Below are 23,119 nucleotides of genomic sequence, written 5' to 3'. Positions count from 1 at the left end.
ACTCCTTTCCCGCAAAATGCCTATCGTTCATTGAATACGGCCTGCAAAGGCCGCCTCTATCACTGTAACACGTGTTGAAAGGGGATACAAGAACAGAGCATTTAGGGAGGACAAGCCCAGGAAAGAGGTGGAAAAATAGTGGTAATAAGTGGAATAGTGTTGGCAGGAGGAAGCTCCCGGCGCATGGGGGTCAACAAAGCGTTATTGGAAATCGGAGGGGTTCCACTAATCACACGAGTGTCAACCCGGCTGTCGGCGGCGGCGGACAACGTCATTATCTCCTCCAGTGAACAAGACAGGGAACTCTATCGTTTTCTGGGGCTGCCTATCGCAGCCGACCTGTATCCCGGACTGGGTCCGTTAGCGGGTCTGCATGCAGGCTTAAGCAACTCCCAAACGGAGTGGAATGCTGTAGTCGCCTGTGATTTGCCTTTTGCGCCGAGCGGACTGCTTCAATACATGGTGAGTTTAGCCGAGGAAGCCGGGAGCAGTGTTCAGGCTATCGTCCCCGTTGCTGCAAGCGGTAAAGCCCAGCCGCTGTTCGCGCTCTACCATAGAAATGTTGTTCCCAGCCTGGAGGAGGCGCTGAAGCAGCAGCGTTCCCGGGTCATGGAGTGGCTCGGAGGACTGAACGTCATCTATGTACCCGAGGAACAATTCCCGGGCACCCATAGTGATAAGCATGACGTACTGCTCAATATGAATACACCGGACGACTATCGTGCAGCTGTTCAGCGAGAATCCGACCGGCTGGAATAGCCTTAAATAAATCCGCCGTTTACACGGATAGTTTGGCCTGTAATCCACTGCGAGTCAGGTCCCGCCAAAAAGCTGACGACCTTGGCAATATCCTCTGTCTCGCCTAATCGGCCAAGCGCATTGCTTTTCTTCAGGTTCTCCAATTGCTGTTCCGATTTCCCTTCCAGGAACAATTCTGTGCTAACGGGTCCGGGGGCAATCGCATTAATCGTGATGCCCTTGGCTCCGAATTCCTTGGCAAGCTGGCGTGTAAACTGCTCAACCGCCCCTTTGGTTCCGGCATAAATACTATATGCAGGGAACATATGGCCATTCACAGAGGTGGAAAAATTAATAATCCGGCCGCCCTGCTCCAGATGGCGGAACGCTTGCTGGCAGGAGAAGTAGGTTCCTTTTACATTGATGGCGAACTGTTTGTCGAAGTCCTGCTCTGTTGCTTCTGCAATGCTTTTATTGATCATGATTCCGGCATTATTCACTACAATATCAAGCTTTCCGTACAAAGCGATGCTCTCCTGGAACAATCTTTCGATTTGGGCAGGCTGGCTGATGTCCGCTTGGATGGCTGCCGCAGCACCGCCTTTTGCCTCAATTCCTTCTACGACTTCCTGCGCCTGCTGCGGGCTGCTCGAATAGTTAATAATTACACTTGCGCCAAGCCCCGCTAACTGCTCCGCAACCTTCCGGCCGATGCCTCTGGATGATCCGGTTACCAGTGCGACCTTGCCTTGTAAGGATTTACTCATTTGGATGTTCCTCCTTTATTATGCGGGCCTGAGAGACCCTGTTCGATTAATGTCCAGAGACCGTTGAATTCTTCCCCGGTATTGGGGCTGAGCCATGCGTAGGCATGAGCGGGATGATGAAACCTGGCGGTAGCATGAAAGATTGAACGGGCCAGTGTTTCCGGTTCATTGATCCTTTGAATATTCTTGCTTTGAAAGCCTTTGGAGATGATCAGGCCCAAATGTCGCACAATCCGATCAATATGATCTTCGATAAGCTCAGCAGCTTCGGCTGTGACCGCGGCATACATCTTAAACATCTCTGGATCTTCTTCGGCGTAAAAGCGTTTAAGCTCAACCAATTTCAAAATATATTTCCGCAACTGCCGCAGCGGTTCTTCGGACCCGGTTTCACTGCCGGCGATTTCTGATAGGGGGGCAATAATCTTCTCGACCAACCATCTTTCGGTGACCGCTTCCCTTAAAGCTGCCTTACTCGGGAAATGTCTGTAAAGGGTGCCGTGGCTAACCCCGAGAAGCTTGGCAACATCCGTTACCGATGTCTTATCAGGACCATAGCGGCGCAGGGTTTGTTCTGCAGCGTCCAGGATTTCTGTTTTGCTTAAAAATGTACTTGGTTTATTCATGGGGCAACAACGGTTAAACGTTGTTTCTCACCTCCTGTAATGAGAATATAGCATATGAAGTTACAAATGACAAATAATATTATTTGTCATTTGATATTGATAAGGGATTAACGCCAAAATCTACTCTTGATTTGACAGGTGCAGCATGAGAAAGTTGAAAGATCATGAAAATATTGAATGGAAATATTCGGCAGGGGGACTAAACATGTTGGAAGCTGTTATTCATGGAATGATTATATCGTTCGGGCTTATTTTGCCGCTGGGCGTGCAGAATATATTCGTATTTAATCAGGGAGCGCTTCATCCCAAATTCCGCAGTGCGCTGCCAGTCATCATTACGGCATCTTTATGTGATACGCTGCTGATAGCTGCCGCGGTTGGCGGTGTCTCGCTGATTGTTTTATCGGTGGAGTGGGTGGCGCCTGTATTATATGGTGCTGGAGTAGTTTTTCTGAGTTTCATGGGCTGGAAGACGTGGACGGGGATTCCTGAAGAGGGAGAAGTGAAGGTTCTTTCGATGAGGGGGCAGGTCGTTTACGCATTATCGGTTTCCCTCTTGAATCCGCATGCGATCATGGATACGATTGGCGTCATCGGCACCAGTTCTCTGCAGTATGGCGGCGGGGAACGCTGGGCGTTCGCCGCCGCAACAGCAGGAGTCTCCTGGTTATGGTTCACAGGTCTGGCCGGAGCCGGCAGATTGCTGGGCAGAGCCGATTCATCCGGCAGGTTTGTGCGGCTTCTTAACAAGATTTCCGCACTGCTCATTTGGGCAGTGGCCATTTATATGGGCATGCAGTTAACCGCCAATCTGTGACATCCGCCGCACTGTTGGGGTATGGCTTTGAGCTTTCTGCTCCAGTGCGAGCGCCATTTCATGGTTTTGGGGCTTGTTGCCAAGCGCCTTGCGGAATAAGGCCTGAATAGCCTCTGGGTCCCCTGTAAGCGGCCGCACATGATATTCGTCCGACCAATAGAGACAGGCTTTGATATGCCCGTCCGCAGTGAGGCGCAGCCGGTTGCAATTATCGCAGAAGTGATCGCTAACCGGATGGATTAACCCAAAGGTACCCTGAGCACCGATAACCCGGCGGTTCCGGGAAGGGCCGTTTCCGGCAGGCACCTCCGCCTCTTCCGTCTCCCAGCCGGCTTCATTGCAGGCAGCCAGCACGGTCTCCAGCGGCAGATAGGATTTACGCCAGCTGTCACTGGCGCTGCCAATCGGCATATATTCAATAAACCGCACATTAAGCGGGCTGTTCAGCGTAAGAGAGATGAAATCCTTAATCTCATCATCGTTGATGCCCTTCATTAACACTACATTCAGCTTGATCGGATGCAGTCCGGCGGCGTCCGCAGCTTCAATTCCTTTAAGCACCTTATGGACATCGCCGCCGCGTGTAATCATGGAAAAGCGGTCCTGCCGCAAAGAATCGAGACTGATATTCACCCGCGACAATCCGGCTTCTTTTAGCAGGAGGGCTTTGGCGGGCAGCATCAGTCCATTTGTCGTGAGTGCAATATCTTCAATACCGGGAATCGCTGCCAGCATGGCGACCAGCTTCTCTAAATCCTTGCGCACGAGAGGTTCGCCTCCCGTCAACCGGATCTTGCGCAGGCCCAGCGGTGCGAGTGCTTTTACCACAGCTGTAATTTCCTCATAGCTCATAATCTCGTCCTGAGGCTGGAATTGCATTCCTTCGGCAGGCATACAATAAATACAGCGCAGGTTGCAGCGGTCTGTAACCGAAATGCGGAGATAATCGTGAATACGTCCAAAAGGGTCCGTTAACGGCTTCATGGCGTTGCTCCCTTCATCAGCGGGTTATATATTTTAAATTTTAAAGATTGTGAACGTCGGCGTCAATGTGTGAAGTGATAAAGACTCATTATATAACAAGAGCAAGGGAGAATCTCATAGCAGTTTTCAATCCTGACGATAGATATTTTTAATAAGGGAGACAACATCGGCATAACATTAAATTTGACAGTAATACGACAATTGGAGGGAATCGACATAAAATGCTCACGAAAAGCGCTTTCAATGTCCGTTATAATTTAAGTACAGAGTTTTCACTTTTGCGAAGTCAACTATGAAACCGGATCTGCGCAGCGTTAATAATAACGATGCAGAAGACCGGGTAAACTTATTTGAGGAGGATTTGCAAAATGACCTTACAGACTGTTGCAACCCTTAACGTACCGGAAGCTTTTGGCCGTTGGCTGGAAAGCCGAGGACTATTATATCAGCTGTTAACTGACTTTTTCGGACGAAAACCTTCGCTTTCACTTGTTGCGCAATGGAGCCGCAACCGTCAGATGAGCGTTGCTGCCGAGATGACTGAGGGAGGCCGTGAGCTGAAGCGCTACCTCTGCAGCCAAGAGCCGCAGGGTCTTCCGGTCATATGCGAGAAAGAGAGCAGGGAGTATAAGCGCCTGATGATTGAAGGTGCTGTAAATGCCTTTGTACCTCGGGAAGCCGCCCATTTGGGCCATACGGAAGAGTTCTGCAACGTAATCTCCGATGTGTATGCTTCCGCGGGCATCGTATTTAATAAATGTAACGGCGAAGCTGACGATCATATTGCGATTGAACTGGAGTTCATGGCCGTGCTGCATGAACGCATGCTGTACAACAGCTTCTCTGTTAGAAGTGCCATGGAGCTTTTGGACATTCAGGAGACCTTCCTGGAGGAGCATTTACTCCGCTGGACGCCGCATTTCTGTAAGGAACTAAACGCTGCGACTGACAGTCCGCTTTATCTGGGACTTAGCCATATGCTTGAGGAATTTTTGCCGCAGGATTTACATATGCTGCGGGCATGGAGAACCGCGCTGGAGACCAGCTCAGCCGCGATGATGTAATGGATGCAAAAAAGCCCGGGAGATTCCCGGGCTTTTTTGCATCCAAATCTAAGCAGAAACAATCGGTGCGCTAACTCTCAGCGCGGTCAGAGGGACAGCTGGCGTACTTCGACACCAGTGTTAATTCGCTCCACATCGGTGAGATTGATCACGCCTGCGGCAGGCTGCAGTGCAGCCGCTGTACCGCAGGCTATGCCGAACGTTAGCGCCTGCGGCCAAGCTTCACCGCGTACGATGGCTGCCAGCAGACCGGCCGCCGCAGCATCGCCGCTGCCAAGCGGGCTTACCGCAGCAACGGGCGGCAACGACACACGGTAGCGCTGACCGTCTACGGCAGCTGCGGCCCCGCGCGCACCCAGCGTGACAATGGCAGCCCGGGCACCGAGCGTTAGCAGCGCCTCAAGACAGTGGAGCGCATCGTTGTCACTGCCGGAGGAGGTCAATCCGGCGAGTTCAGCAGCCTCCTGCTCGTTCGGCTTGACGAGCTCAGGCTTCCCGGCGAGGCCGAGCTTCAGCGCCTCGCCGCTGGTATCGAGCATGACCTTGGCTCCGCACATATGGGCGATTTCAGCCAGCTCGGCATAGATCCACGGCGGGCATCCAGTAGGGAGACTACCGGAGAGCAGCACCCATTGCGAACGGCTGGCCAGCATTTCGACCTTGCTGCGGAGAGCCAGCAGTTCATCCTCCCGGATAACCGGTCCCGCCTCAATCAATTCCGTCTGTGTCGATTGATCCGGGTCCAGGACCGTAAGCGCAAGCCTTGTTTCACCAAAAGAAGCTCTTACGAAATCTGCGGCAATTCCTTCCGCTTCCAGACCTGCGAGCAGCCGGTCGCCTGTATAACCGGCAGCGAATCCGGTGGCCGTTACCGGGGACCCGAGAATATGCAGCACCCGGGCCGCATTAACGCCCTTGCCGCCCGGGACAGTCAGTGGTTCTGCAATCCGGAATACCTCATTGGTGCGGAACCGGGGCACGGTATATATTTTATCGATGGCCGCATTTAACGTAACGGTTGTAATCATACCTTACCCCTTTCGTCTTTATTCATAAACCCGTTTACTGCGGAATCTCATCAGGAATTCATACACAACCGGTACCACGACAAGTGTCAGCAGCGTGGAGCTGATCAAGCCGCCGATAACGGTTACGCCCAGCCCCTTGGAGATAATTCCTGCGCTGTTTTCCAGTCCGGTAACGAGTGGCAGCAGAGCACCAATAGTAGCCAGTGCCGTCATTAGGATAGGACGCAGACGGGTTCCCCCTGCTTCAAGCAGTGCTTGGCGGATGGACAGCCCTTCCTTTTCCTTGTGAATAACGCGGTCGATGAGCACAATCGCATTGGTGACTACGATACCAATCAGCATTAATGCGCCCATCAGAGCGGATACGTTCAGCGTTTCCCCGGAAATCAGCAGGGCGACAAGGGCTCCGATTACAGTGAAGGGGAGCGAGAATAGAATCGCGAAAGGCGCCAGTCCGCCGCCGAAGGTGACGACAAGCACGAAGTACACGATGGCAACGGCCGCTGCCATGGCAATGCCGAGCTGGCCGAACGTTTCATTGATTTGTTCTGTGACACCGCCGAAGGTTATAGTTACCCCGTCCGGCAGATCCAGCTTGTCGATTTTATCTTTCACGCTGTTTGAAGCGCTATTTACGTCTTCCGCCACAATTTCTGCTGTAACGTCGACCTTCATTTTACCGTCCATACGTGTAATAGAGTCCGGTGAAGTGCCCCGCTTAATGGTGGCAACTTCTCCGATAGGCACGGTGAAGCCCAGCGGTGAGGTAAGCATTGCTTCGGTCATTTCCTTGATATTGCCGTACGTATCTTTGTCTGTTTCGATATAAACATTATAGTTTTTGCCATCCAGTTCAACCTCGGTCAGAACAGGCCGTGCACTTACCGGACTAAGCTTCATAGCAATTTGTCCCGCAGTAAGGCCGAGAGCGCTCAGCTTCTCCTGATCCGCCACGATGGTATATTGTTCGTAAGCCTCTGACAGACTTGTATCTCCGTCCTTGAAGTTCGCGGTATCCGCTTGGACAATTCCCGCAATCTGGTCGGCAACCGGTTTGAGCTGCTTCAGGCTGTCTCCGAATATATTCACAGTCAAGGTGCTGCCGCCGAGTCCGCCGCCGGACATACCGGACATATCGCCCCATACGCCTTCCGGAACTTCCTTCGTTAACCCTTCTATTAACTGCTCCTTAACCTTCTCGAAATCGGGAGTATCGCTGTCATAGGCGACGTAGAACAATCCTGACTTCCCGCCGGAAGAGCCCATCCCGAACGGGCTGCTGCCGCCGATGGAATACTGCATTTTATCTACATGCTCTTGGGCTAAAATATATTTCTCCGCTTTTAGACCCTGCTGCTGAACATCCTCAAGACGCTGACCGGCATTCGGCGAGAAAGTTAGCGTAATGTTCTTCTCTTCTTGGGAGGGCATGAAGCTTACCCCAATCGGCTTAATCAGGAACAGGCTGCCTGCGAGCAGGGCTACGGCTGCTCCGAAAGTAATCAGCTTATGCGATAAGCACCAGTTCAGAATTTTCTGATATCCTGCAGCCATTCTGTCCGGCTTATCTTCGTGATTATGTTTCTTCTTCAGGCCGTTACGGAACAGGGAGTGTGCCATTGCGGGAACGAGAGTAATAGCTACCAGCAGTGAAGCCAGCAGCGCGAATACCATAGTAAGCGCAAAAGGCATGAATAGCTCGCCTACCATACCGCTGACAAAAGCGAGCGGCAGGAACACTGCGATGGTTACAATGGTAGAGGACATGATCGGTACGAACATTTCGCGTGTGGCTGTACTGATCAATTCTCTGCCGCGCAGTTTCTCTTCAGACAGCGATAGCCGCCTGAATATATTCTCGATGACGACAATCGAATCATCGACTACCCGGCCAATGGCGACCGTCATGGCCCCCAGAGTCATCATGTTGAGTGTAATGTCCAGCTGCCGCAGAGACAGGACCGCAATCAACAGTGACAGTGGAATCGAGATGATCGAGATGATCGTCGAACGGATATTCCGCAAGAAAATAAGGATGATAATTACGGCGAACAAAGCGCCAAAAGCAGCCTTCGAAAGCATCGTACTAACGGAATCCTCAATCGGCTTGCCCTGGTCCAGCAGCACGGTCAGTTCAATTCCGTCATACTGCTTCTTCAGTTCTTCAATCGTATCCTTGACGTTGTTTACCACATCAACCGTATTGGCATCATTGGCCTTGACGATTTGGATACCTATGGATTCCTTGCCATTGGTGCGTGAGATGGAATCCGACTTGCCGACAACCTCTATAGAGGCAAGCTCCCCCAGCTTCACGGTTGGCAGCCCTAAGCCATCCGGAAGCCCGGCTGGCGCAGCCTCGTTAACCCCAACACCAGCACTGGCACCAGCTCCGGCACCGAAATCCATTCCCGCACTGCCCGAGCCCGAGCTGGCTCCGGTTCCGCCGGGAACGAGCGGGATGCTAACGTTTTTCAGATCCTCGATAGTAGTGATATTGCCGTCCACGACCACAGCCTTTTCCGACTGCTCCATCTCGAATAGTCCGAGCGGAACGTGAACAGAAGAGCCCAGAACGATTCCTTTTACAGTGTCTTCTGTCAGTCCGTATTGTGCAAGCTTGTCCGGATTGAACTTGAGGGAGACTTCTTTAACATATTGTCCGGCGATTTGCACGGAGGCAACACCCTCCAGATCCTCAAGAGCGGGACGGATATCATTCTCGGCAATCGTCGTCAGTCCCTCTAAACCCTCGGAACTGCCGCTGGTAAGACTAAGAGAGATAACGGGCAAAGAGCTAAGACTGAAGCGGGAAATCTTCGGCTTCTGCACTTCATCCGGCAGGGTTACCTCATTCAGAGCCTCTCTTACTGCTGCTGTGGCATTATCCAGGTTGGTGCCGTAATCAAACTCAATCGTGATACTGGAGGCATTCTCCAGAGACGTAGAGGTCAGCGTCTTTACTCCGTCTACATTACGAAGCCGCTGCTCCAGGGGTTTGCTGACTTCTTCAACGACACCCTCGGGCGCAGCCCCCGGATAAATGGTAGTAATGCTAAGATAGGGAATACTAATATTGGGCAGCGTCTCCTGCTTCATCGTCAGGCCGCTGTAAAGACCTGCAAACACAATGATGATCGTCAGAAGCCAAACTGCAAATTTGTTTCTGAGCGAGAAATGAATAAAGTTTTTCATGGATTACATTTTGCTCCTCTCGGGTACACATACTTATATCTCACTATCCAGTGATGGGCACACATTGTCCATATCCGGGAAAACCAGCTTCTTCAACTCTTTGGAGATCTCCGCAAGTTCAGGGCAGGACTGCAGATTCGACAGCATCCCTTGCACGATAGCTCTGCGGGGATGGGTCACAAGGATTTCTTTCTCCAAAATAACAAGTGATTCCATGGCGTCTTCCAGCTGCCGTGGATCTATGGTGGAGGAAGTACTGAGCTGCTGCTTCATTTCTTTGATAAGCTGGAGCGGATTTTTGCGGAGACTGCCTTCGCCATCTTCCATCCAGCTGGAGATAATAGCCTCGGGTATTAACGGGTGAGGCTTTCCTGCAAGCAGGCCGGCTGCGACCATATCCATTATGTCTACGAGATGATCCGCCATGGAGGCTGTAGACACGGGAGCATCCGGGTGAAAAATAACACGTACATAGGAGCTGATCATGCCGTGTACGAGCAGACATAAGTCACCGGTGTAGGGAAGAATTTCTCTGCCATAAGCCGTCTCGAGCTTCAACCTGAACCATTTCATGACAGGGACACTGCTCTTTCGTACCCATTCGGGTGCATCGGTACGTCCGCTGCCGGCCAAATCCTGAATTTGCCGCTGCAAAAACTCACGCAGCTCATATACATGATTAAGCAGAATTTCAATCTGTTTGCGCAGCTTCTCCTGAGGGGTTTTAGTGCTTTGCTGTTCTTCATGCAGCAGGGGGTCACGAATCATCCGGAAGCAATATATGTAAATGCTGCGCTCCAGCTCTTCCTTGGATTTGAACACCAGATACAGGCTGCCCTTGGACATGCCGCACAGCTCAGCGATCTCCTGCATGGAGGTGGCGGAGGAACCTTTTACGGCAAACAGTTGCATAGCGGTCTTAATGATTTTCTCTTTTTTATCCACTGTATTGTCGGCCACTACGCTGCGAACTCCTTTCTGACTTGCTGGTTCTTGATTTGACTCATTGGTCAGACCGATTATATTATAAGTTCTGCGGTATTTCAAATAACGATGCAAAGAGGTTACAATATTGAATTATTTGTAGTTTTGGACGGGATACAAGTAGGAAGTATGTGCTTCTTCCTGTAATATATAAATGTGTCAATTCCGTGATCCTGGCTATAGAAGAGAAGGTAGGTTGTCTATGAGAAGAGGACTGCAGGCTTTAGTCATTATTGGGGCTCTAGTTGCTTTTTATTATTTCGGCTTTGGCATATTCGGCAGTACAGGCGGAACGATTATCAGTATTTTTTCAACTCTGACCGTCATTTCCATTAGTTTGGCTATATTTATGGAGAATCGTAATCCATCGACCACCATGGCCTGGATTTTGCTGCTTGCCTTAATTCCGGTGCTGGGACTCGTTTTTTACTTTTTATTCGGACAGAACGTGTTCAAGCGCCGTAAATTTGATAAAAAAGCCCAGCGTGATCTGTTGGCCTACGAGCGCATTGAAAATGACGTTTTGCGAATGCATCAGGATTGGTCGATCTTTGATCCTGCCCGCCAGAAACTGCTTGGACTGGCACAGCGGTTGGCGCGGACGCCCATATCCTTCACGTCGGAGACTCGTATTCTGACCAATGGCGAAGAGACGTTTGGTACGCTGCTGCTGGAGCTGCGGCAGGCGGAACATCATATCCATATGGAGTATTACATTTTTCGTTCGGACCATATCGGTACACGCATTCAGCAAGTGCTGATCGAAAAGGCCCGGGCAGGGGTTACAGTCAGGTTTTTGTATGATGCCGTAGGCAGTCTGGGATTGTCCAAGGCTTTTCTGAAGGAGTTAATCGATGCCGGAGTGCAGGTGGCCGCATACGGCCAGTCTACATCGTTCTTATCCAGCCGCGTAAATTACCGGAATCACCGCAAAATCGTCGTCATCGACGGGGATGTAGGTTTTTTGGGCGGATTGAATGTGGGTGATGAGTATTTGAGCCGCAGTAAGACTTACGGGTTTTGGCGGGATACGCATATGCTTGTCAGAGGCGAGGCTGTAAGGACGATGCAAATCATCTTCCTGCAAGACTGGATGCATACTACCGGCGAAAAAATTATGGAGCAGGATTATCTTTCGCCGAAGCTGCGTTATGTGGCGGGTGACGGAGCGGTGCAGATTATTGCCAGCGGTCCGGACAACGAACGCCGTTCACTCAAAAATATTTTCTTCTCCATGATCACCTCCGCACAGAAATCCGTGTGGATAGCCAGCCCTTATTTTATACCCGATGAGGATATTCTGACCGCGCTGCGGGTAGCGGCAATGTCAGGGCTGGATGTACGCCTGTTGTTCCCGGCCAAACCGGATAAGTGGCTGCCATTTCTGGCTTCCCACTCTTACTTTCCGGCACTGCTGGATTCGGGAGTGAAAATTTTCGAATATGAAAAGGGCTTCATTCATTCCAAGCTGCTTATTGTTGACGGCGAGATCGCGACCATAGGCACTGCCAATATGGATATGCGGAGCTTTCATCTTAATTTCGAAGTAAATGCGCTGCTGCTGCAGACCGATAGCGTCAAGCGGATCGTGGCCGATTTCGAGCGTGACCTGCTGTCTACCCGGCAGATTGTGGAGGAGACCTTTATGGATAAACGCCTGCATGAGCGGCTGCTCGAATCAGCCGCCCGGCTGATGTCTCCGCTTCTGTAACAGGCAAGCAGCTCCTAGAACGTTGTGAATCCCAACACCTTCTGCACCCGGAACACTATAAATTTGAGCCAGGTAATATCGCTTTGATAGTCTTCGAGCGGCAGGCTGTATTCTGCTCCTTCATTATTCCACAGCCGGCTGAAGTAGGTTTCCAGCTCTGTGAACAGCGGCTGGTCCTGTTCCATCGCTACCCACAAATCGTTCTCCAGATTGTAATCGTCCAGATTACGCGCTGTAAAATTCGTGGAGCCGCCGAGTACGATGGAGCTGCCGCTCGCTTTAGCGATGAAAAGCAGCTTCGGGTGGTACTGTTCCTTGGTGGTATTGTACCAGCGAATGGCGATTTTACCGTCTGAGCGGCGGTTAAGGTCCATGGCCACCGGCCGGTTGGGAATGCCGATTTTGTCGCGGCCAAAGGCGTTCTGATTCGGGTCCAGCAGCAGCCGCACCCGGGCTCCCCGGTCGGAAGCCTCGAGGAGCGCCTTTATAATTCCGTCGTCGGCCAGATAGAACATCCCCATCCAGATCGTATCACCCTGCGCTGCAGCATGTATTTCCTGCAGCGCATATTTGTATACTTTTCCCTCCGTTAAATAGCGAACCTGAAGCCCCCCTGAAGCTCCAGAAGATGGCTGATTGCTCTCTTTTGCATATACAGGATCTTGGCTCAGCAGCGGACCCGCTCCCGAAAGATTAGCCGCTGCTTGCTCCGTATGCAGGATATCGGCAATAACCGGTCCCTGCACCTCCAGGGCAATATTGGAGTTGTAGGTACTTGCATCGTGTACATTTGCGGAAGTGATGAGTGCCGTTTTTTCGCTAAGGACCACTTTGCGGTGGTTTGCCTTTACATTCAGCAGCTTCAGATAAGAGCGGGCTGTAATATCGGGTCCTCCATTAGCCATCAGGTTGGGAATCCATCCCTCCCCCGACTGGCCGAACCACTGGATAAACGTGCGCCATACGGCGGAATAGGCGGGAGTGGAATCCCGCAGACTGTCCACATCGGTCAGAATGACGTTGATTCCGGCAGCCTTCATCTTTTCCAGCAGCGGGTTTGGAGCAGAGCCGTAATTGGTGTTAACCTCATCGGTGATAAAGACAATGTCCATGTCGGGATAGGCCGACTTTTGGGCGATCAGTTTGTTGGCCAGCTCCAGACTGACTTTCGGAAACTGCTGATCCTGGTGGGTATAGTCATTAAAAAGGAACATATCGATAACGAGGAACTGTCTTGACTCTTCAATAATTTGCAGGATCCGCTGTAAAATCTGAGCCTCCTGCTTCCCGGTGGGGCTTCCGTCGGGGTAAGTTAAATCATGCCAAAAGGACACGTTGTTCACCTGATAAAGCGGACTTTCATAAGAAATTCCCGGCGGGATAGGCTTGTGAGTCTGGTAGACCATTACACCAACCAGCCAGAGTACAAGAAGGGCAGCTGCCCTTAATGCCCATAAGCGGGTGAGTGAGCGCTTATTTTTTGTGGGAGGATCTGTCTTTGATGAATGCTGCAACGGTAAAGTGGAGACGGAAAGGTTCTGAGAATCTGAGTTCATGGGAGTTCCTCCTGAAAGTGTTCTGGAGTACTGTTGCCAGTATCCTACTCCCTTATTACCGCCCATAACTAAAAAGTGAAGCATCCAGGTCAGCTTTCATCAATATCCTCTTATTGTAAATTCCTGCACAGGGATGTGTTATAATGAAGCGTATTGCGAAAAGGAACGGGAGGAAGACATCATGAATCGTACGCCTACAGGAGAGCGGAAAATTGAGCATGTGCGCCTCTGTCTGAACGAAGATGTGGGCGGCACAGGGATTACAACAGGCTTTGAACACTACCGTTTCCGGCATAATGCTCTTCCGGAGCTGGATTTTGACGACATATCACTGAACACGGTCTTCCTGGAACGCCAGCTGCGTACGCCGCTGCTGATCAGCTCGATGACCGGAGGCAGCGCAGCCACCGGGGCAATCAATGCGCGGCTGGCTGAAGCTGCGGAGCGCCGCGGCTGGGCGCTGGGAGTAGGCTCGGTCCGGGCTGCCGTCGAGCGTTCAGAGCTGGCGGCATCCTTCCATGTGCGCGATAAGGCTCCCGGCATTCCGGTCATCGCCAATATCGGAGCTGTGCAGCTGTCCTACGGGTTCGGCGTAGAAGAGTGCCGACGCGCAGTGGAGATTGCCGGTGCGGACTTTCTCGTTCTGCATCTGAACGGTCTTCAGGAGGTGTTCCAGCCGGAAGGCAATACCGGTTTTGCCTCCCTGCTCTCGAAGATAGAGAAGGTATGCCGGACGCTCGAAGTGCCGGTTGGCATTAAGGAGGTCGGCTGGGGCATCGACGGTGACACAGCGATCCGGCTGTATAATGCCGGAGCGGCCTTCATTGACGTGGCGGGTGCAGGCGGAACATCCTGGAGCCAGGTCGAGAAATTCCGCAGCAAGGACCCTGTACGCCGCGCCGCAGCTGAGGCATTTGCGGACTGGGGCATCCCGACCGCCGATTGCATCGCAGAGGTGCGTGCAGCTTCGCCGCAGGGTGCTCTGATCGGCAGCGGCGGGCTGAAGCATGGCGTTGACGCTGCGAAGGCGCTGGCGCTCGGGGCCGATCTGGCCGGCTTTGGACGGAGCCTGCTCGGCCCGGCTGTAGAGTCCGAAGAGGCACTGGATGCCGCCCTGGCTCAGGTTGAGCTGGAACTGCGGACGGCAATGTTCGGTATCGGGGCTCCCGATCTTACAGTGCTGCGCGAGACTCCCCGCCTGATACGGCGGCAGATCACAAGAGGATGAATATAATTGGATAGGGAAGGGCTAACACTCATGATCAAACTGGTCCAAATGGACGAATCAACTTTTCAATTCTTTTTAGGTCAATCCACCCGTGATTATGCGGAAGACAAGGTGAAAGCCGGAGCATGGGATGCGGTAAACGCACTGAGGCAATCCAAGGAAGAAATGACGCGTTTTCTGCCCAAAGGGCTGCATACGGAAGGCGCCTATTTATATTCGGTAGTGGAGGTCGAGAGCGAAACCCAGGCCGGCTATATCTGGTTCAATGTAACCGAGGGCCGGGGGGGCCGGGAAGCCTTCATTTATGACATTTATATTTTTGAACCGTTTCAGGGTAAGGGCTACGGCAAACAGGCCATGCTTGCACTCGACGAAGAAGCCCGTGAGATGAACATAACCAAAATCGGCCTCCATGTCTTCGGACAGAACAGCCGTGCGTTCGAACTTTACAAAAAAATGGGCTACGTGGTCACGGATATTACGATGTCCAAGGAGCTGTAGCCTCAAATTTCATAGGTAAGAATATCAGAGGGCGTCCTTTACGGGCTGCTCTTTTTTGTCGCCTCTTTAATTACTTCTATTTAAGCGGGCCCGGTGCGCCGCCTTCTTGGTTATTAGTTGTAAAATGTACAATTAAAACAGCTGTATTTCCCCTGAAAAACTTTTTAATTGTACTCTGTACAGTTAAATCTCCGGAATGCTACGGTTTACGGCTTCTTGTGGCATTATACTTGTACGGAATACACCTAAAGTCAAATAAGCAGCGTTACTACCCCAAATAGTTGTATAAAACGCAATTAAAAAGTTACGGAAGCGTCGAGATAACCGGGGGTGATTCTCTGCAAAATGAAACCCGCGGCCCAGACGCCGGCACATCCGCTTTACATCCGGTGTTGCTGGACCATTTGTTCTAATATATAATGGTCTAGATCGTGTGGCTTATTGAGATGATCAATCCAAGTGAAAATAGGAGTTGTCATATAAATGGCTTTGAAAGCTGGAATCGTCGGACTTCCCAACGTAGGGAAATCCACTTTGTTTAATGCAATCACGCAAGCGGGAGCTGAATCCGCGAACTATCCATTCTGCACCATCGACCCGAACGTGGGTGTCGTGGAAGTGCCGGACGAACGTCTGGACAAACTGACCGAGCTGGTGCAGCCGAACAAAACGGTACCAACAGCTTTTGAATTTGTAGATATTGCCGGACTCGTACGCGGTGCGAGCAAAGGCGAAGGGCTTGGCAACAAGTTCCTTGCCCATATCCGTGAAGTGGACGCGATCGTGCATGTGGTGCGCTGCTTTGAAGATGAGAACGTGACACATGTTGACGGTAAAGTGAATCCGATCAGCGATATTCAGACCATTAACCTGGAGCTGATTCTTGCCGATCTGGAAAGCGTGGAGAAGCGGATCGAGCGTTCCCGCAAAAACATCAAGGGCGGCGACAAGAAATACGCACAGGAGGTTGAACTGCTGGAACGCATCAAGGAATCGCTCTATAACGATAAGCCTGTCCGCAGCGTCGAATTGTCTGAAGATGAACGCCTTATCGTGCGTGACCTTCACTTGCTGACCTTGAAGCCAGTGCTGTATGCGGCCAATGTGGGTGAGGATGAAGTCGCGAGTGCGGACGACAATCCTTATGTGCAGCAGGTACGTGATTTTGCCGCTGAAGAGAATGCCGAAGTGGTGCCGATCAGCGCCAAGGTAGAGGCTGAAATCGCTGAACTCGAAGGCGAAGATAAGGCGATGTTCCTCGAAGAGCTTGGGCTGCAGGAGTCCGGCCTGAACCGTCTGATCAAAGCGGCCTACAAGCTGCTTGGATTGTATACTTATTTTACCGCAGGTGTGCAGGAGGTTCGCGCCTGGACCATCCGCCGCGGAACAAAAGCGCCTGGAGCAGCCGGTGTAATCCACACCGACTTCGAACGCGGCTTTATCCGTGCGGAAGTTGTAGCCTACGCAGATCTGCTAGCTGCGGGTTCTATGAACGGTGCCAAGGAACGCGGCCAGCTGCGTCTTGAAGGTAAGGAATATCTGGTGCAGGACGGCGACGTTATGCATTTCCGATTTAACGTATAATGTAAGCTGCACAGTAATATTTTTGAAAGTCAGGGACCATCCGCAAAGGTAGATTCAATTCTACTGAAGGGATGGCCCTTTTTGGTTTCATCCTATCCTTCTTACACCAGACTTTTTGCCAGCTTTTGAATATTGCGAACTCTGGTTTCCGGCCTTTTGGAGCCGAGGATGACATCCACCATCTTCTTTTGCTTGCTGTAGGAGAGAGCGGAGAATGACTCCAGAAGGTTGAGATCCCCAAGCTCTTTAAGGAGATCCTCCGGGATATCCACGGTTCGGGGTTCCGTGTCTTCAGCAAGCACCACCTGAATAACATCACCGGGTTTTTTACCGATCAGGGAACGGATCTCTTTAGTTATACCCAAACAGTGTTTCTCCAGCCCCATTTTAGCCAGTGAGCCTCTGTATTCCGCAGTTCCGTCAAAGATAACCTTCACCTTAACTTGTCCATAGGTTCCGAATTTTTCCTTGGTGTCATAGGGGAATATAATATAGGCGGCATCCATACCGTCATGCTTCAGAATTTCTGCTTCAAAGGTAAAGCTGGTCATCGGTATCCCTGCTCTCTTAGGATTCTATGTCTCTATTGTTTACGATGCAGGAAAATTTGACAAGAGACGGCGGGAAGTGTAGCCATTTTGTCAAATCGGTGCTATAATATAAAGTCGTGTATCCAAAAGATTTAAATTGAATCAGGAGAGGTGAATTCCCTTGTTGTTGGACCGATTGCAAGCCCTGGCGGACCGCTATGAGAAACTCAGTGAACTGCTTTGTGACCCGGACGTTGCAAACGACAGTAAAAAACTGAGGGACTATTCCAAAGAACAATCCGATCTGCAGTCCGCCTACGAGGCGTATGCCGAATATAAAAATGTAATGGAAGAACTCGAAGCCGCAAAAATGATGCAGGGCGAGAAGCTTGACGATGAAATGAAGGAAATGGTCAAGATGGAAATCGAAGACTTGTCCGGTCGTCAGGTGGAGCTGGAGGAGAGAATTCGTCTTCTTCTGCTGCCTAAAGACCCTAATGATGATAAGAACGTAATCGTGGAAATCCGCGGTGCAGCCGGCGGTGATGAAGCTGCGTTGTTCGCGTCCGACTTGTACCGTATGTACACACGTTATGCTGATACCCAAGGCTGGCGCGTGGAGATCATGGACGTGAACACAAATGACCTGGGCGGATTTAAAGAGGTAATCTTCCTCATTAACGGCCGGGGAGCATACAGCAAGATGAAATACGAAAGCGGCGCACACCGTGTGCAGCGTATTCCAACGACCGAATCCGGCGGACGGATTCATACCTCTACTTCTACAGTAGCGGTTATGCCCGAAGCAGAGGATTTCGAAATTGAAATTCACGATAAAGACATTCGTGTCGATACGTTCTGTTCCAGCGGCGCGGGCGGTCAATCCGTTAATACAACCAAGTCTGCTGTACGCGTAACGCATGTTCCAACCGGAATCGTGGCGACCTGTCAGGATGGTAAATCACAGAACTCCAATAAGGAAAAGGCGCTGCAGGTTCTGCGTGCCCGTATCTCTGATCTGAAACGCCAAGAGGAAGAGGCAAAGTATGCCGGGGAACGCAAAAGCAAAGTCGGCACAGGCGACCGCAGTGAGCGCATCCGCACGTACAACTTTCCGCAAAGCCGGGTAACCGATCATCGCATCGGCTTGACGCTGCACCGCTTGGAGCAGATCATGAACGGAGATATTACGGAGATCATTTCCGCTTTGTCGATTGCAGAGCAGACGGAATTGATGGAAAAAGGAGAATAATGCTTTGGAATATGGCGCTTTTGTCATGTCGGAAGTGCAAAGCATCCGGGAAGCCTTTGCGGAGGCTTCTTCTTTTTTGAGCCTGCAAGGCTGCAATGAGCCGCAGCGCAGTGCCCAGCTGCTGCTGGAGCATGCGCTGGGCTTGTCCGGCGCAGCCTATTATATGACGCAGGCCGATCCCTTTCCGGCTGGTCTGCGCCCGGACTGGGAAGAATCAGTTACCCGCCGCGGGGCGGGCGAACCGGTGCAGTATATCATAGGCGAGCAGGAATTCTATGGGCGGAGCTTTGAAGTGACGCCGGATGTGCTTATTCCCCGGCCGGAGACAGAGCTGCTCGTAGAGGCGATCCTGAACTACGGTGCGGAGCTGTGGCCGGGCGGCCGCGCGGGCGGCCATGTCGCGGCTGGCGCTTGCGCCGCGCGCCCGCTGGCCGCTGTCGACATCGGCGCAGGCAGCGGCGCGATCTCGGTCACGCTGGCGGCGGAAGCGCCGGCGTGGCGGGTCTGCGCCGGCGACATCTCACCGGCTGCGCTGGCCGTGGCCGGGCGCAATGCCTTGCGCCACGGCACGGCCGTGGATTTCCGGCTCGGCGATTTGCTGGGGCCGTTTGCGGGGATGGAGACGGATATCCTCGTCTCCAACCCGCCGTACATTCCCGGCGGCGATATCGCCGGGCTGCAGCGCGAGGTGCGCGACCATGAGCCGCGCACGGCGCTGGACGGCGGCGCGGACGGGCTCGACCCGTACCGCCGCATGATGGAGCAGCTGGCGCTGCTCCCGGCTCCGCCGCGGCTGGTCGGCTTCGAGCTCGGCCTCGGCCAGGCGGAGCAGGTGGCCGCCCTGCTTGCGGCGGCCGGCCACTGGAGCGAGATCGTTACGATTAACGATCTCGCCGGTATTCCGCGCCATGTACTGGGCATTTCGCGTTAAATCTGAACCCGTTTCCGATTCAGCGGCATGCCCTGAGAAAATTGTATTTTGACGGACGCTTCCCTTACAATATAGAAGACGGTTGACCGGTGCCTGAAAAGTCGCCGGGACGCCAGTACAGAGCAAGGAGGCAGAGCATGCTTCAGAAGATAAAAAAAATTGACGGCGTTATCGTCGTTATCCTTGTATTGCTTATGGTTATCAGCATCTTTGCGATCTACAGTGTTACCAATGGAAGAGACAAGCTGGACGGCTTTCAGATCAAGATGATCAAGTTTTATGTGCTCGGGTTTATTGCGTTCCTCGGACTAACCTTTGTAGATTACCGATTGTTGGTCAAGTATGCCTTATATGCCTATATATCCGGCGTCGGTTTGCTGGTGCTCGTCAGTTTTATCGGAAAGGAAGAGAATGGGGCTCAAGGCTGGATCAAGTTCGGTTCCGTCGGTCTTCAGCCGGCCGAGCTGTTTAAGCTGGTTCTGATTCTTTTTTTGGCGGCCGTGCTTTTCCGGAAGAATAAAAACAAGCTCTCCTTCTTGCATGACATTTTACCGCTGGGGCTAATCACACTGCTTCCTTTTCTGATCGTTATTTCACAAAATGATTTGGGAAACGCCCTGTCCTACATTGTGATTCTTATCGGGCTGTTATGGATCGGCAACATTAAATTTATGCATGCGCTGATCGGCCTGCTGATCATAGGCGGTTCTGCGGCAGCCGGAATTATGAGCTATATTCATTTTCATGATGAGATTAAGAATTTCTTAACAGATATTAACCGTTCCCACTGGGTGGAGCGCTTTGACCCCTGGCTCGTGCCGGACAAAGCAACTGCCAAAGCAAGCTATCACACCAAAAATGCCATGCTGGCTATTGCCTCCGGGGGCATGAGCGGGGAAGGTTATATGGAGGGTACCTCCGTGCAAACGGATCGTGTCCCTTACACTTACTCTGACTCTATCTTTGTGCAGATTGCCGAAGAGTTCGGATTTGTCGGTTCGGCAGCGGTGCTGCTGCTGTACTTCATACTGATCCACCGGATGATTCTGATTGCGCTGGAAAGCAGGGATCGCGGCGGGCCGTTTCTGATTGTCGGCATTGTAGCGATGCTGCTGTATCAAATTTTTGAGAACATTGGCGCCTTTATCGGGCTGATGCCGTTAACGGGGATTACCCTGCCTTTTATCAGCTATGGAGGCACGTCTCTGCTGATTAATATGGCAAGCATTGGCCTGGTAATGAGCGTGCGCCTTCACGGGCAGGAGATTGAAGAGGAATTCCCCAAGAACACCTCTTATCCGGCTCCGGCCAAGCAGATGTGAGCTTAAAGACGTTATTTGAATGTAAAACCGCCAAACATCATTTTGATGGCTCTGGCGGTTTTTTTTTGAAATATTAAGAAAGTATAGGGTTCTGCAAAGTTATTGTATTCCCGTCTTCCATTCCTTTACAATAGAATTACGGCTCTCCTTGGTGCAGTCAAACAGCTATAAGCCAGTATAAGGCAAGGAGACAAAGCATGCTGGAAAAAATCAAAAAAATGGATGGCGTCATCGTGGTTATCCTTGTCCTGCTAATGATCGTAAGTATTACATCTATTTACAGTGTCACTAATGGAAGAGCAGGCTTTGATGGATCTCATCTTAAAATGCTGGCATACTACGGACTCGGCTTTATTGCTTTTATCGGATTGTCGTTCGTGGATTACAGGCTGCTGGTAAAGAATGCTCTTTATATATACTTGTTTGGCATTGGATTGCTGGTGCTGGTCAGCTTTACCGAGGGTAAAAATGGCGCCAAGGGTTGGCTGGAGCTTCCGGGGGGTCTCAGTCTGCAGCCTGCCGAGCTGTTTAAGCTCATTTTGATTCTTTTTCTGGCGGCTCTACTAGTTTGGAAAAACAAACAAAGGCTGACTTTTTGGCGGGACATTCTGCCGCTTGCCTTAATTACTTTGCTGCCCTTCGGAGTTGTAATCTCTCACAATGATTTGGGCAACGCTTTAAGCTACGCCATTATTTTGATGGGACTGCTATGGGTCGGCAATATCAAATATACACATGCCTTAATCGGACTGATTCTTATCGGCGGTTCTGCTTTTGCGGGGATTACCAGCTACATTCAATATCATGATCAGGCGGTTACCTTTATTGAGGATACACTGGGTCGTGACCATCTGGTGAACCGATTCGACCCTTGGCTCGTTCCGGATTTGGCGTCGAAGAATGCCAGTTATCATACCAAGAATGCCAAGCTCGCGATCGCTTCAGGCGGGATGGTTGGAGAGGGTTATATGGAGGGCACTTCCGTACAGGCAAAACGGGTGCCTTATACGTATTCGGATGCTATTTTTGTGCAAATTGCCGAGGAATTTGGATTCCTGGGCTCTGCCGGGGTGCTGTTATTGTTCTTCATCCTTATTCATCGCATGATTGTAATTGCATTGGATTGCAAGGATCACGGCGGACCCTTCCTGATCGTGGGGGTGGTGGCGATGCTGCTATATCAGATCCTTGAGAATATCGGCGCTTTTATCGGATTGATGCCGCTGACGGGCATTACCCTGCCTTTTATCAGCTTCGGCGGCACCTCCCTCTTAATCAATATGGCCAGTATGGGTATCGTAATGAGTGTGCACCTTTATAAAAATTAATAGATTGATAGGTTTGCAGGTTCTCTCTCCCGGACATACTGACTTACATGAGAGTAAGAGGGAGAGGGGCTATTCAGATGACTTACGAAGAGCGCAGCGCCGGGGATTCCTTGCGGGTGACATTTAAGTATACTGCCATTTTAATTTGTTTTTTTATGATCGTTGTGATGGCCTGGGAAGGGCAAAAAACCGATGCCGCCGTAGCGGAGAATCCGATTCCGCAGGAAGCCATCCGGCTGCGCATTCTGGCCAATTCGGACGGAGCCCAGGACCAGCTGATTAAACGGCAGCTGCGGGATGCCATTGTAGCGCAGATGAATCAGTGGGTATCCGCGTTGGAGGACCCGCAAAGTCTGGAGCAGGCAAGAGTTCTGATTAGAAGTCATTTGCCTGAGCTGAATGCACTCGTGGGTGCTGAGCTGCAGAAGCGGGGCATTGATTATTCTTACAAGGTGGAGCTTGGGGTCGTACCTTTTCCAACCAAATTGTATGGCGGCACCGTGTACCCAGCGGGTGAATATGAAGCATTGCGAATTACGCTTGGCGAGGGAAAGGGGCAGAACTGGTGGTGCGTGCTGTTTCCGCCGCTTTGCTTCATCGATGCCGGCTCTGGAGATGCAGCTGCGGACAGCGGTAAAAAGGTCTCGGCTTCGGCAGCGGATGGAGCGAAAGGCCAACTGGCCGCCGGGAAGGCAGTGAAAACCGGAGGGTCAGCTGCTGCTGATGCCCCGCAGACGTCCACGGAGCCGGAGGTGCGCTTCTTCGTCTGGGAGATGCTGCAAAGTCTCGGAAGCTGGATCAGTAGTTTGTGGGCGTAATAGAAGGTTGCAACGAGCGGAAGGCATGTTGTTTTGGCTCTATATATGATACTATTTGCTAAGCGGATTGACGCGGCTCCACGTGGTGGGGCCGCTTTTTGGAGATTTTGTCAGCACATGTACAATCAACCACGACCCTGTAGAAAGTTTGTGAT

Annotated in this window: 20 protein-coding genes; 12 read left to right on the top strand and 8 right to left on the bottom strand. The window is 51.5% G+C overall.

All coding sequences use genetic code 11. The features are described 5' to 3' along the window. Positions 1-138: 138 nt before the first annotated feature. A complete protein-coding gene (locus PaeBR_RS22555) occupies positions 139-759 on the top strand; it encodes a molybdenum cofactor guanylyltransferase (RefSeq protein ID WP_410512670.1) in 621 nt (206 codons plus the stop codon). Positions 760-761: 2 nt separating this feature from the next. On the opposite strand, the gene PaeBR_RS22550 is transcribed toward PaeBR_RS22555, so the two are convergent. Both PaeBR_RS22550 and PaeBR_RS22545 read right to left on the bottom strand, forming a co-directional pair. Continuing rightward, positions 762-1,505 carry an SDR family oxidoreductase gene (locus tag PaeBR_RS22550; protein ID WP_410512669.1) on the bottom strand — a complete coding sequence of 248 codons (744 nt, stop codon included), beginning with the start codon at positions 1,503-1,505 and terminating at the stop codon, positions 762-764. Next, the gene (locus PaeBR_RS22545; RefSeq protein ID WP_410512668.1) at positions 1,502-2,131 is read right to left on the bottom strand and encodes a TetR family transcriptional regulator; all 630 of its coding nucleotides are present in this window, start codon (positions 2,129-2,131) and stop codon (positions 1,502-1,504) included. The genes PaeBR_RS22550 and PaeBR_RS22545 overlap by 4 nt, the downstream gene beginning before the upstream one ends. Before the next feature lie 205 nt (positions 2,132-2,336). Between PaeBR_RS22545 and PaeBR_RS22540 the strand changes: the two genes are divergently transcribed. Then, entirely contained in the window at positions 2,337-2,948 is a 612-nt protein-coding gene (locus PaeBR_RS22540; RefSeq protein ID WP_410512667.1) for a LysE/ArgO family amino acid transporter, read from the top strand. Here the strand turns inward: PaeBR_RS22540 and moaA are convergent. Then, entirely contained in the window at positions 2,931-3,932 is a 1,002-nt protein-coding gene (gene moaA, locus PaeBR_RS22535) for a GTP 3',8-cyclase MoaA (protein WP_410512666.1), read from the bottom strand. The genes PaeBR_RS22540 and moaA overlap by 18 nt on opposite strands. A gap of 368 nt (positions 3,933-4,300) precedes the next feature. Between moaA and PaeBR_RS22530 the strand changes: the two genes are divergently transcribed. Further along, the gene (locus PaeBR_RS22530; RefSeq protein WP_410512665.1) at positions 4,301-4,996 is read left to right on the top strand and encodes a molecular chaperone; all 696 of its coding nucleotides are present in this window, start codon (positions 4,301-4,303) and stop codon (positions 4,994-4,996) included. A gap of 86 nt (positions 4,997-5,082) precedes the next feature. Here PaeBR_RS22530 and PaeBR_RS22525 read toward each other — a convergent pair whose 3' ends face one another. The 3 genes from PaeBR_RS22525 to PaeBR_RS22515 are packed head-to-tail and all read right to left on the bottom strand — an operon-like array spanning position 5,083 to position 10,266. Then, positions 5,083-6,024 carry a 1-phosphofructokinase family hexose kinase gene (locus PaeBR_RS22525; RefSeq protein ID WP_410512664.1) on the bottom strand — a complete coding sequence of 314 codons (942 nt, stop codon included), beginning with the start codon at positions 6,022-6,024 and terminating at the stop codon, positions 5,083-5,085. Between the two features lie 18 nt (positions 6,025-6,042). Then, entirely contained in the window at positions 6,043-9,219 is a 3,177-nt protein-coding gene (locus tag PaeBR_RS22520; RefSeq protein ID WP_410512663.1) for an efflux RND transporter permease subunit, read from the bottom strand. Between the two features lie 33 nt (positions 9,220-9,252). After that, a complete protein-coding gene (locus tag PaeBR_RS22515; protein ID WP_410512662.1) occupies positions 9,253-10,266 on the bottom strand; it encodes a TetR/AcrR family transcriptional regulator in 1,014 nt (337 codons plus the stop codon). Between the two features lie 139 nt (positions 10,267-10,405). On the opposite strand from PaeBR_RS22515, the gene cls reads away from it, so the two are divergent. Beyond that, on the top strand, positions 10,406-11,914 hold the full coding sequence (gene cls / locus PaeBR_RS22510) for a cardiolipin synthase (protein WP_410512661.1): 1,509 nt from the start codon (positions 10,406-10,408) through the stop codon (positions 11,912-11,914). 14 nt (positions 11,915-11,928) lie between these two features. On the opposite strand, the gene PaeBR_RS22505 is transcribed toward cls, so the two are convergent. Continuing rightward, entirely contained in the window at positions 11,929-13,470 is a 1,542-nt protein-coding gene (locus PaeBR_RS22505) for a phospholipase D family protein (RefSeq protein WP_410512660.1), read from the bottom strand. A 181-nt stretch (positions 13,471-13,651) separates the two neighbouring features. On the opposite strand from PaeBR_RS22505, the gene fni reads away from it, so the two are divergent. The 3 genes from fni (at position 13,652) to ychF (ending at position 16,783) form a co-directional block, all read left to right on the top strand. After that, positions 13,652-14,698: a type 2 isopentenyl-diphosphate Delta-isomerase gene (fni, locus tag PaeBR_RS22500; RefSeq protein WP_410512659.1), complete on the top strand. Its 1,047-nt coding sequence runs from the start codon at positions 13,652-13,654 to the stop codon at positions 14,696-14,698. Between the two features lie 30 nt (positions 14,699-14,728). Next, positions 14,729-15,199 carry a GNAT family N-acetyltransferase gene (locus PaeBR_RS22495; RefSeq protein WP_410512658.1) on the top strand — a complete coding sequence of 157 codons (471 nt, stop codon included), beginning with the start codon at positions 14,729-14,731 and terminating at the stop codon, positions 15,197-15,199. A gap of 483 nt (positions 15,200-15,682) precedes the next feature. Beyond that, positions 15,683-16,783 (top strand): redox-regulated ATPase YchF, encoded by a 1,101-nt coding sequence (gene ychF / locus PaeBR_RS22490; protein WP_410512657.1) that lies wholly within the window; start codon positions 15,683-15,685, stop codon positions 16,781-16,783. A gap of 101 nt (positions 16,784-16,884) precedes the next feature. Here ychF and PaeBR_RS22485 read toward each other — a convergent pair whose 3' ends face one another. Continuing rightward, positions 16,885-17,334: a YdeI/OmpD-associated family protein gene (locus PaeBR_RS22485; RefSeq protein ID WP_410512656.1), complete on the bottom strand. Its 450-nt coding sequence runs from the start codon at positions 17,332-17,334 to the stop codon at positions 16,885-16,887. Between the two features lie 163 nt (positions 17,335-17,497). Here PaeBR_RS22485 and prfA point away from each other — a divergent pair, with 163 nt between their 5' ends. The 5 genes from prfA to spoIIR all read left to right on the top strand — a co-directional run bounded on the left by prfA (position 17,498) and on the right by spoIIR (position 22,964). Further along, positions 17,498-18,565, top strand: coding sequence for a peptide chain release factor 1 (gene prfA / locus PaeBR_RS22480; protein WP_410512655.1), 1,068 nt, complete (start codon positions 17,498-17,500; stop codon positions 18,563-18,565). Between the two features lie 4 nt (positions 18,566-18,569). Further along, a complete protein-coding gene (gene prmC, locus PaeBR_RS22475; protein WP_410512654.1) occupies positions 18,570-19,496 on the top strand; it encodes a peptide chain release factor N(5)-glutamine methyltransferase in 927 nt (308 codons plus the stop codon). Positions 19,497-19,633: 137 nt separating this feature from the next. Further along, positions 19,634-20,818 (top strand): FtsW/RodA/SpoVE family cell cycle protein, encoded by a 1,185-nt coding sequence (locus PaeBR_RS22470; protein ID WP_410512653.1) that lies wholly within the window; start codon positions 19,634-19,636, stop codon positions 20,816-20,818. 197 nt (positions 20,819-21,015) lie between these two features. After that, on the top strand, positions 21,016-22,146 hold the full coding sequence (locus PaeBR_RS22465) for an FtsW/RodA/SpoVE family cell cycle protein (RefSeq protein ID WP_410512652.1): 1,131 nt from the start codon (positions 21,016-21,018) through the stop codon (positions 22,144-22,146). Positions 22,147-22,223: 77 nt separating this feature from the next. After that, a complete protein-coding gene (spoIIR, locus tag PaeBR_RS22460; protein WP_410512651.1) occupies positions 22,224-22,964 on the top strand; it encodes a stage II sporulation protein R in 741 nt (246 codons plus the stop codon). Positions 22,965-23,119 lie beyond the last annotated feature (155 nt).

Origin of the sequence: Paenibacillus sp. BR2-3, from assembly GCF_046529485.1 — a bacterium.
Taxonomy (GTDB): domain Bacteria; phylum Bacillota; class Bacilli; order Paenibacillales; family Paenibacillaceae; genus Paenibacillus_AQ.
This window is presented reverse-complemented; position numbering and strand designations above follow the sequence as displayed.

What these genes read in the sequence shown, in the direction of transcription:
- ychF (WP_410512657.1), top strand. Translation starts at nt 15,683, where the DNA reads ATGGCTTTGAAAGCTGGAATCGTCGGACTTCCCAACGTAGGGAAATCC.
- fni (WP_410512659.1), top strand. Translation starts at nt 13,652, where the DNA reads ATGAATCGTACGCCTACAGGAGAGCGGAAAATTGAGCATGTGCGCCTC.
- PaeBR_RS22495 (WP_410512658.1), top strand. Translation starts at nt 14,729, where the DNA reads ATGATCAAACTGGTCCAAATGGACGAATCAACTTTTCAATTCTTTTTA.
- PaeBR_RS22530 (WP_410512665.1), top strand. Translation starts at nt 4,301, where the DNA reads ATGACCTTACAGACTGTTGCAACCCTTAACGTACCGGAAGCTTTTGGC.
- PaeBR_RS22525 (WP_410512664.1), bottom strand. Translation starts at nt 6,024, where the DNA reads ATGATTACAACCGTTACGTTAAATGCGGCCATCGATAAAATATATACC.
- cls (WP_410512661.1), top strand. Translation starts at nt 10,406, where the DNA reads ATGAGAAGAGGACTGCAGGCTTTAGTCATTATTGGGGCTCTAGTTGCT.
- PaeBR_RS22465 (WP_410512652.1), top strand. Translation starts at nt 21,016, where the DNA reads ATGCTGGAAAAAATCAAAAAAATGGATGGCGTCATCGTGGTTATCCTT.
- PaeBR_RS22520 (WP_410512663.1), bottom strand. Translation starts at nt 9,219, where the DNA reads ATGAAAAACTTTATTCATTTCTCGCTCAGAAACAAATTTGCAGTTTGG.
- PaeBR_RS22545 (WP_410512668.1), bottom strand. Translation starts at nt 2,131, where the DNA reads ATGAATAAACCAAGTACATTTTTAAGCAAAACAGAAATCCTGGACGCT.
- PaeBR_RS22470 (WP_410512653.1), top strand. Translation starts at nt 19,634, where the DNA reads ATGCTTCAGAAGATAAAAAAAATTGACGGCGTTATCGTCGTTATCCTT.
- spoIIR (WP_410512651.1), top strand. Translation starts at nt 22,224, where the DNA reads ATGACTTACGAAGAGCGCAGCGCCGGGGATTCCTTGCGGGTGACATTT.
- PaeBR_RS22505 (WP_410512660.1), bottom strand. Translation starts at nt 13,470, where the DNA reads ATGAACTCAGATTCTCAGAACCTTTCCGTCTCCACTTTACCGTTGCAG.
- PaeBR_RS22485 (WP_410512656.1), bottom strand. Translation starts at nt 17,334, where the DNA reads ATGACCAGCTTTACCTTTGAAGCAGAAATTCTGAAGCATGACGGTATG.
- PaeBR_RS22550 (WP_410512669.1), bottom strand. Translation starts at nt 1,505, where the DNA reads ATGAGTAAATCCTTACAAGGCAAGGTCGCACTGGTAACCGGATCATCC.
- PaeBR_RS22540 (WP_410512667.1), top strand. Translation starts at nt 2,337, where the DNA reads ATGTTGGAAGCTGTTATTCATGGAATGATTATATCGTTCGGGCTTATT.
- moaA (WP_410512666.1), bottom strand. Translation starts at nt 3,932, where the DNA reads ATGAAGCCGTTAACGGACCCTTTTGGACGTATTCACGATTATCTCCGC.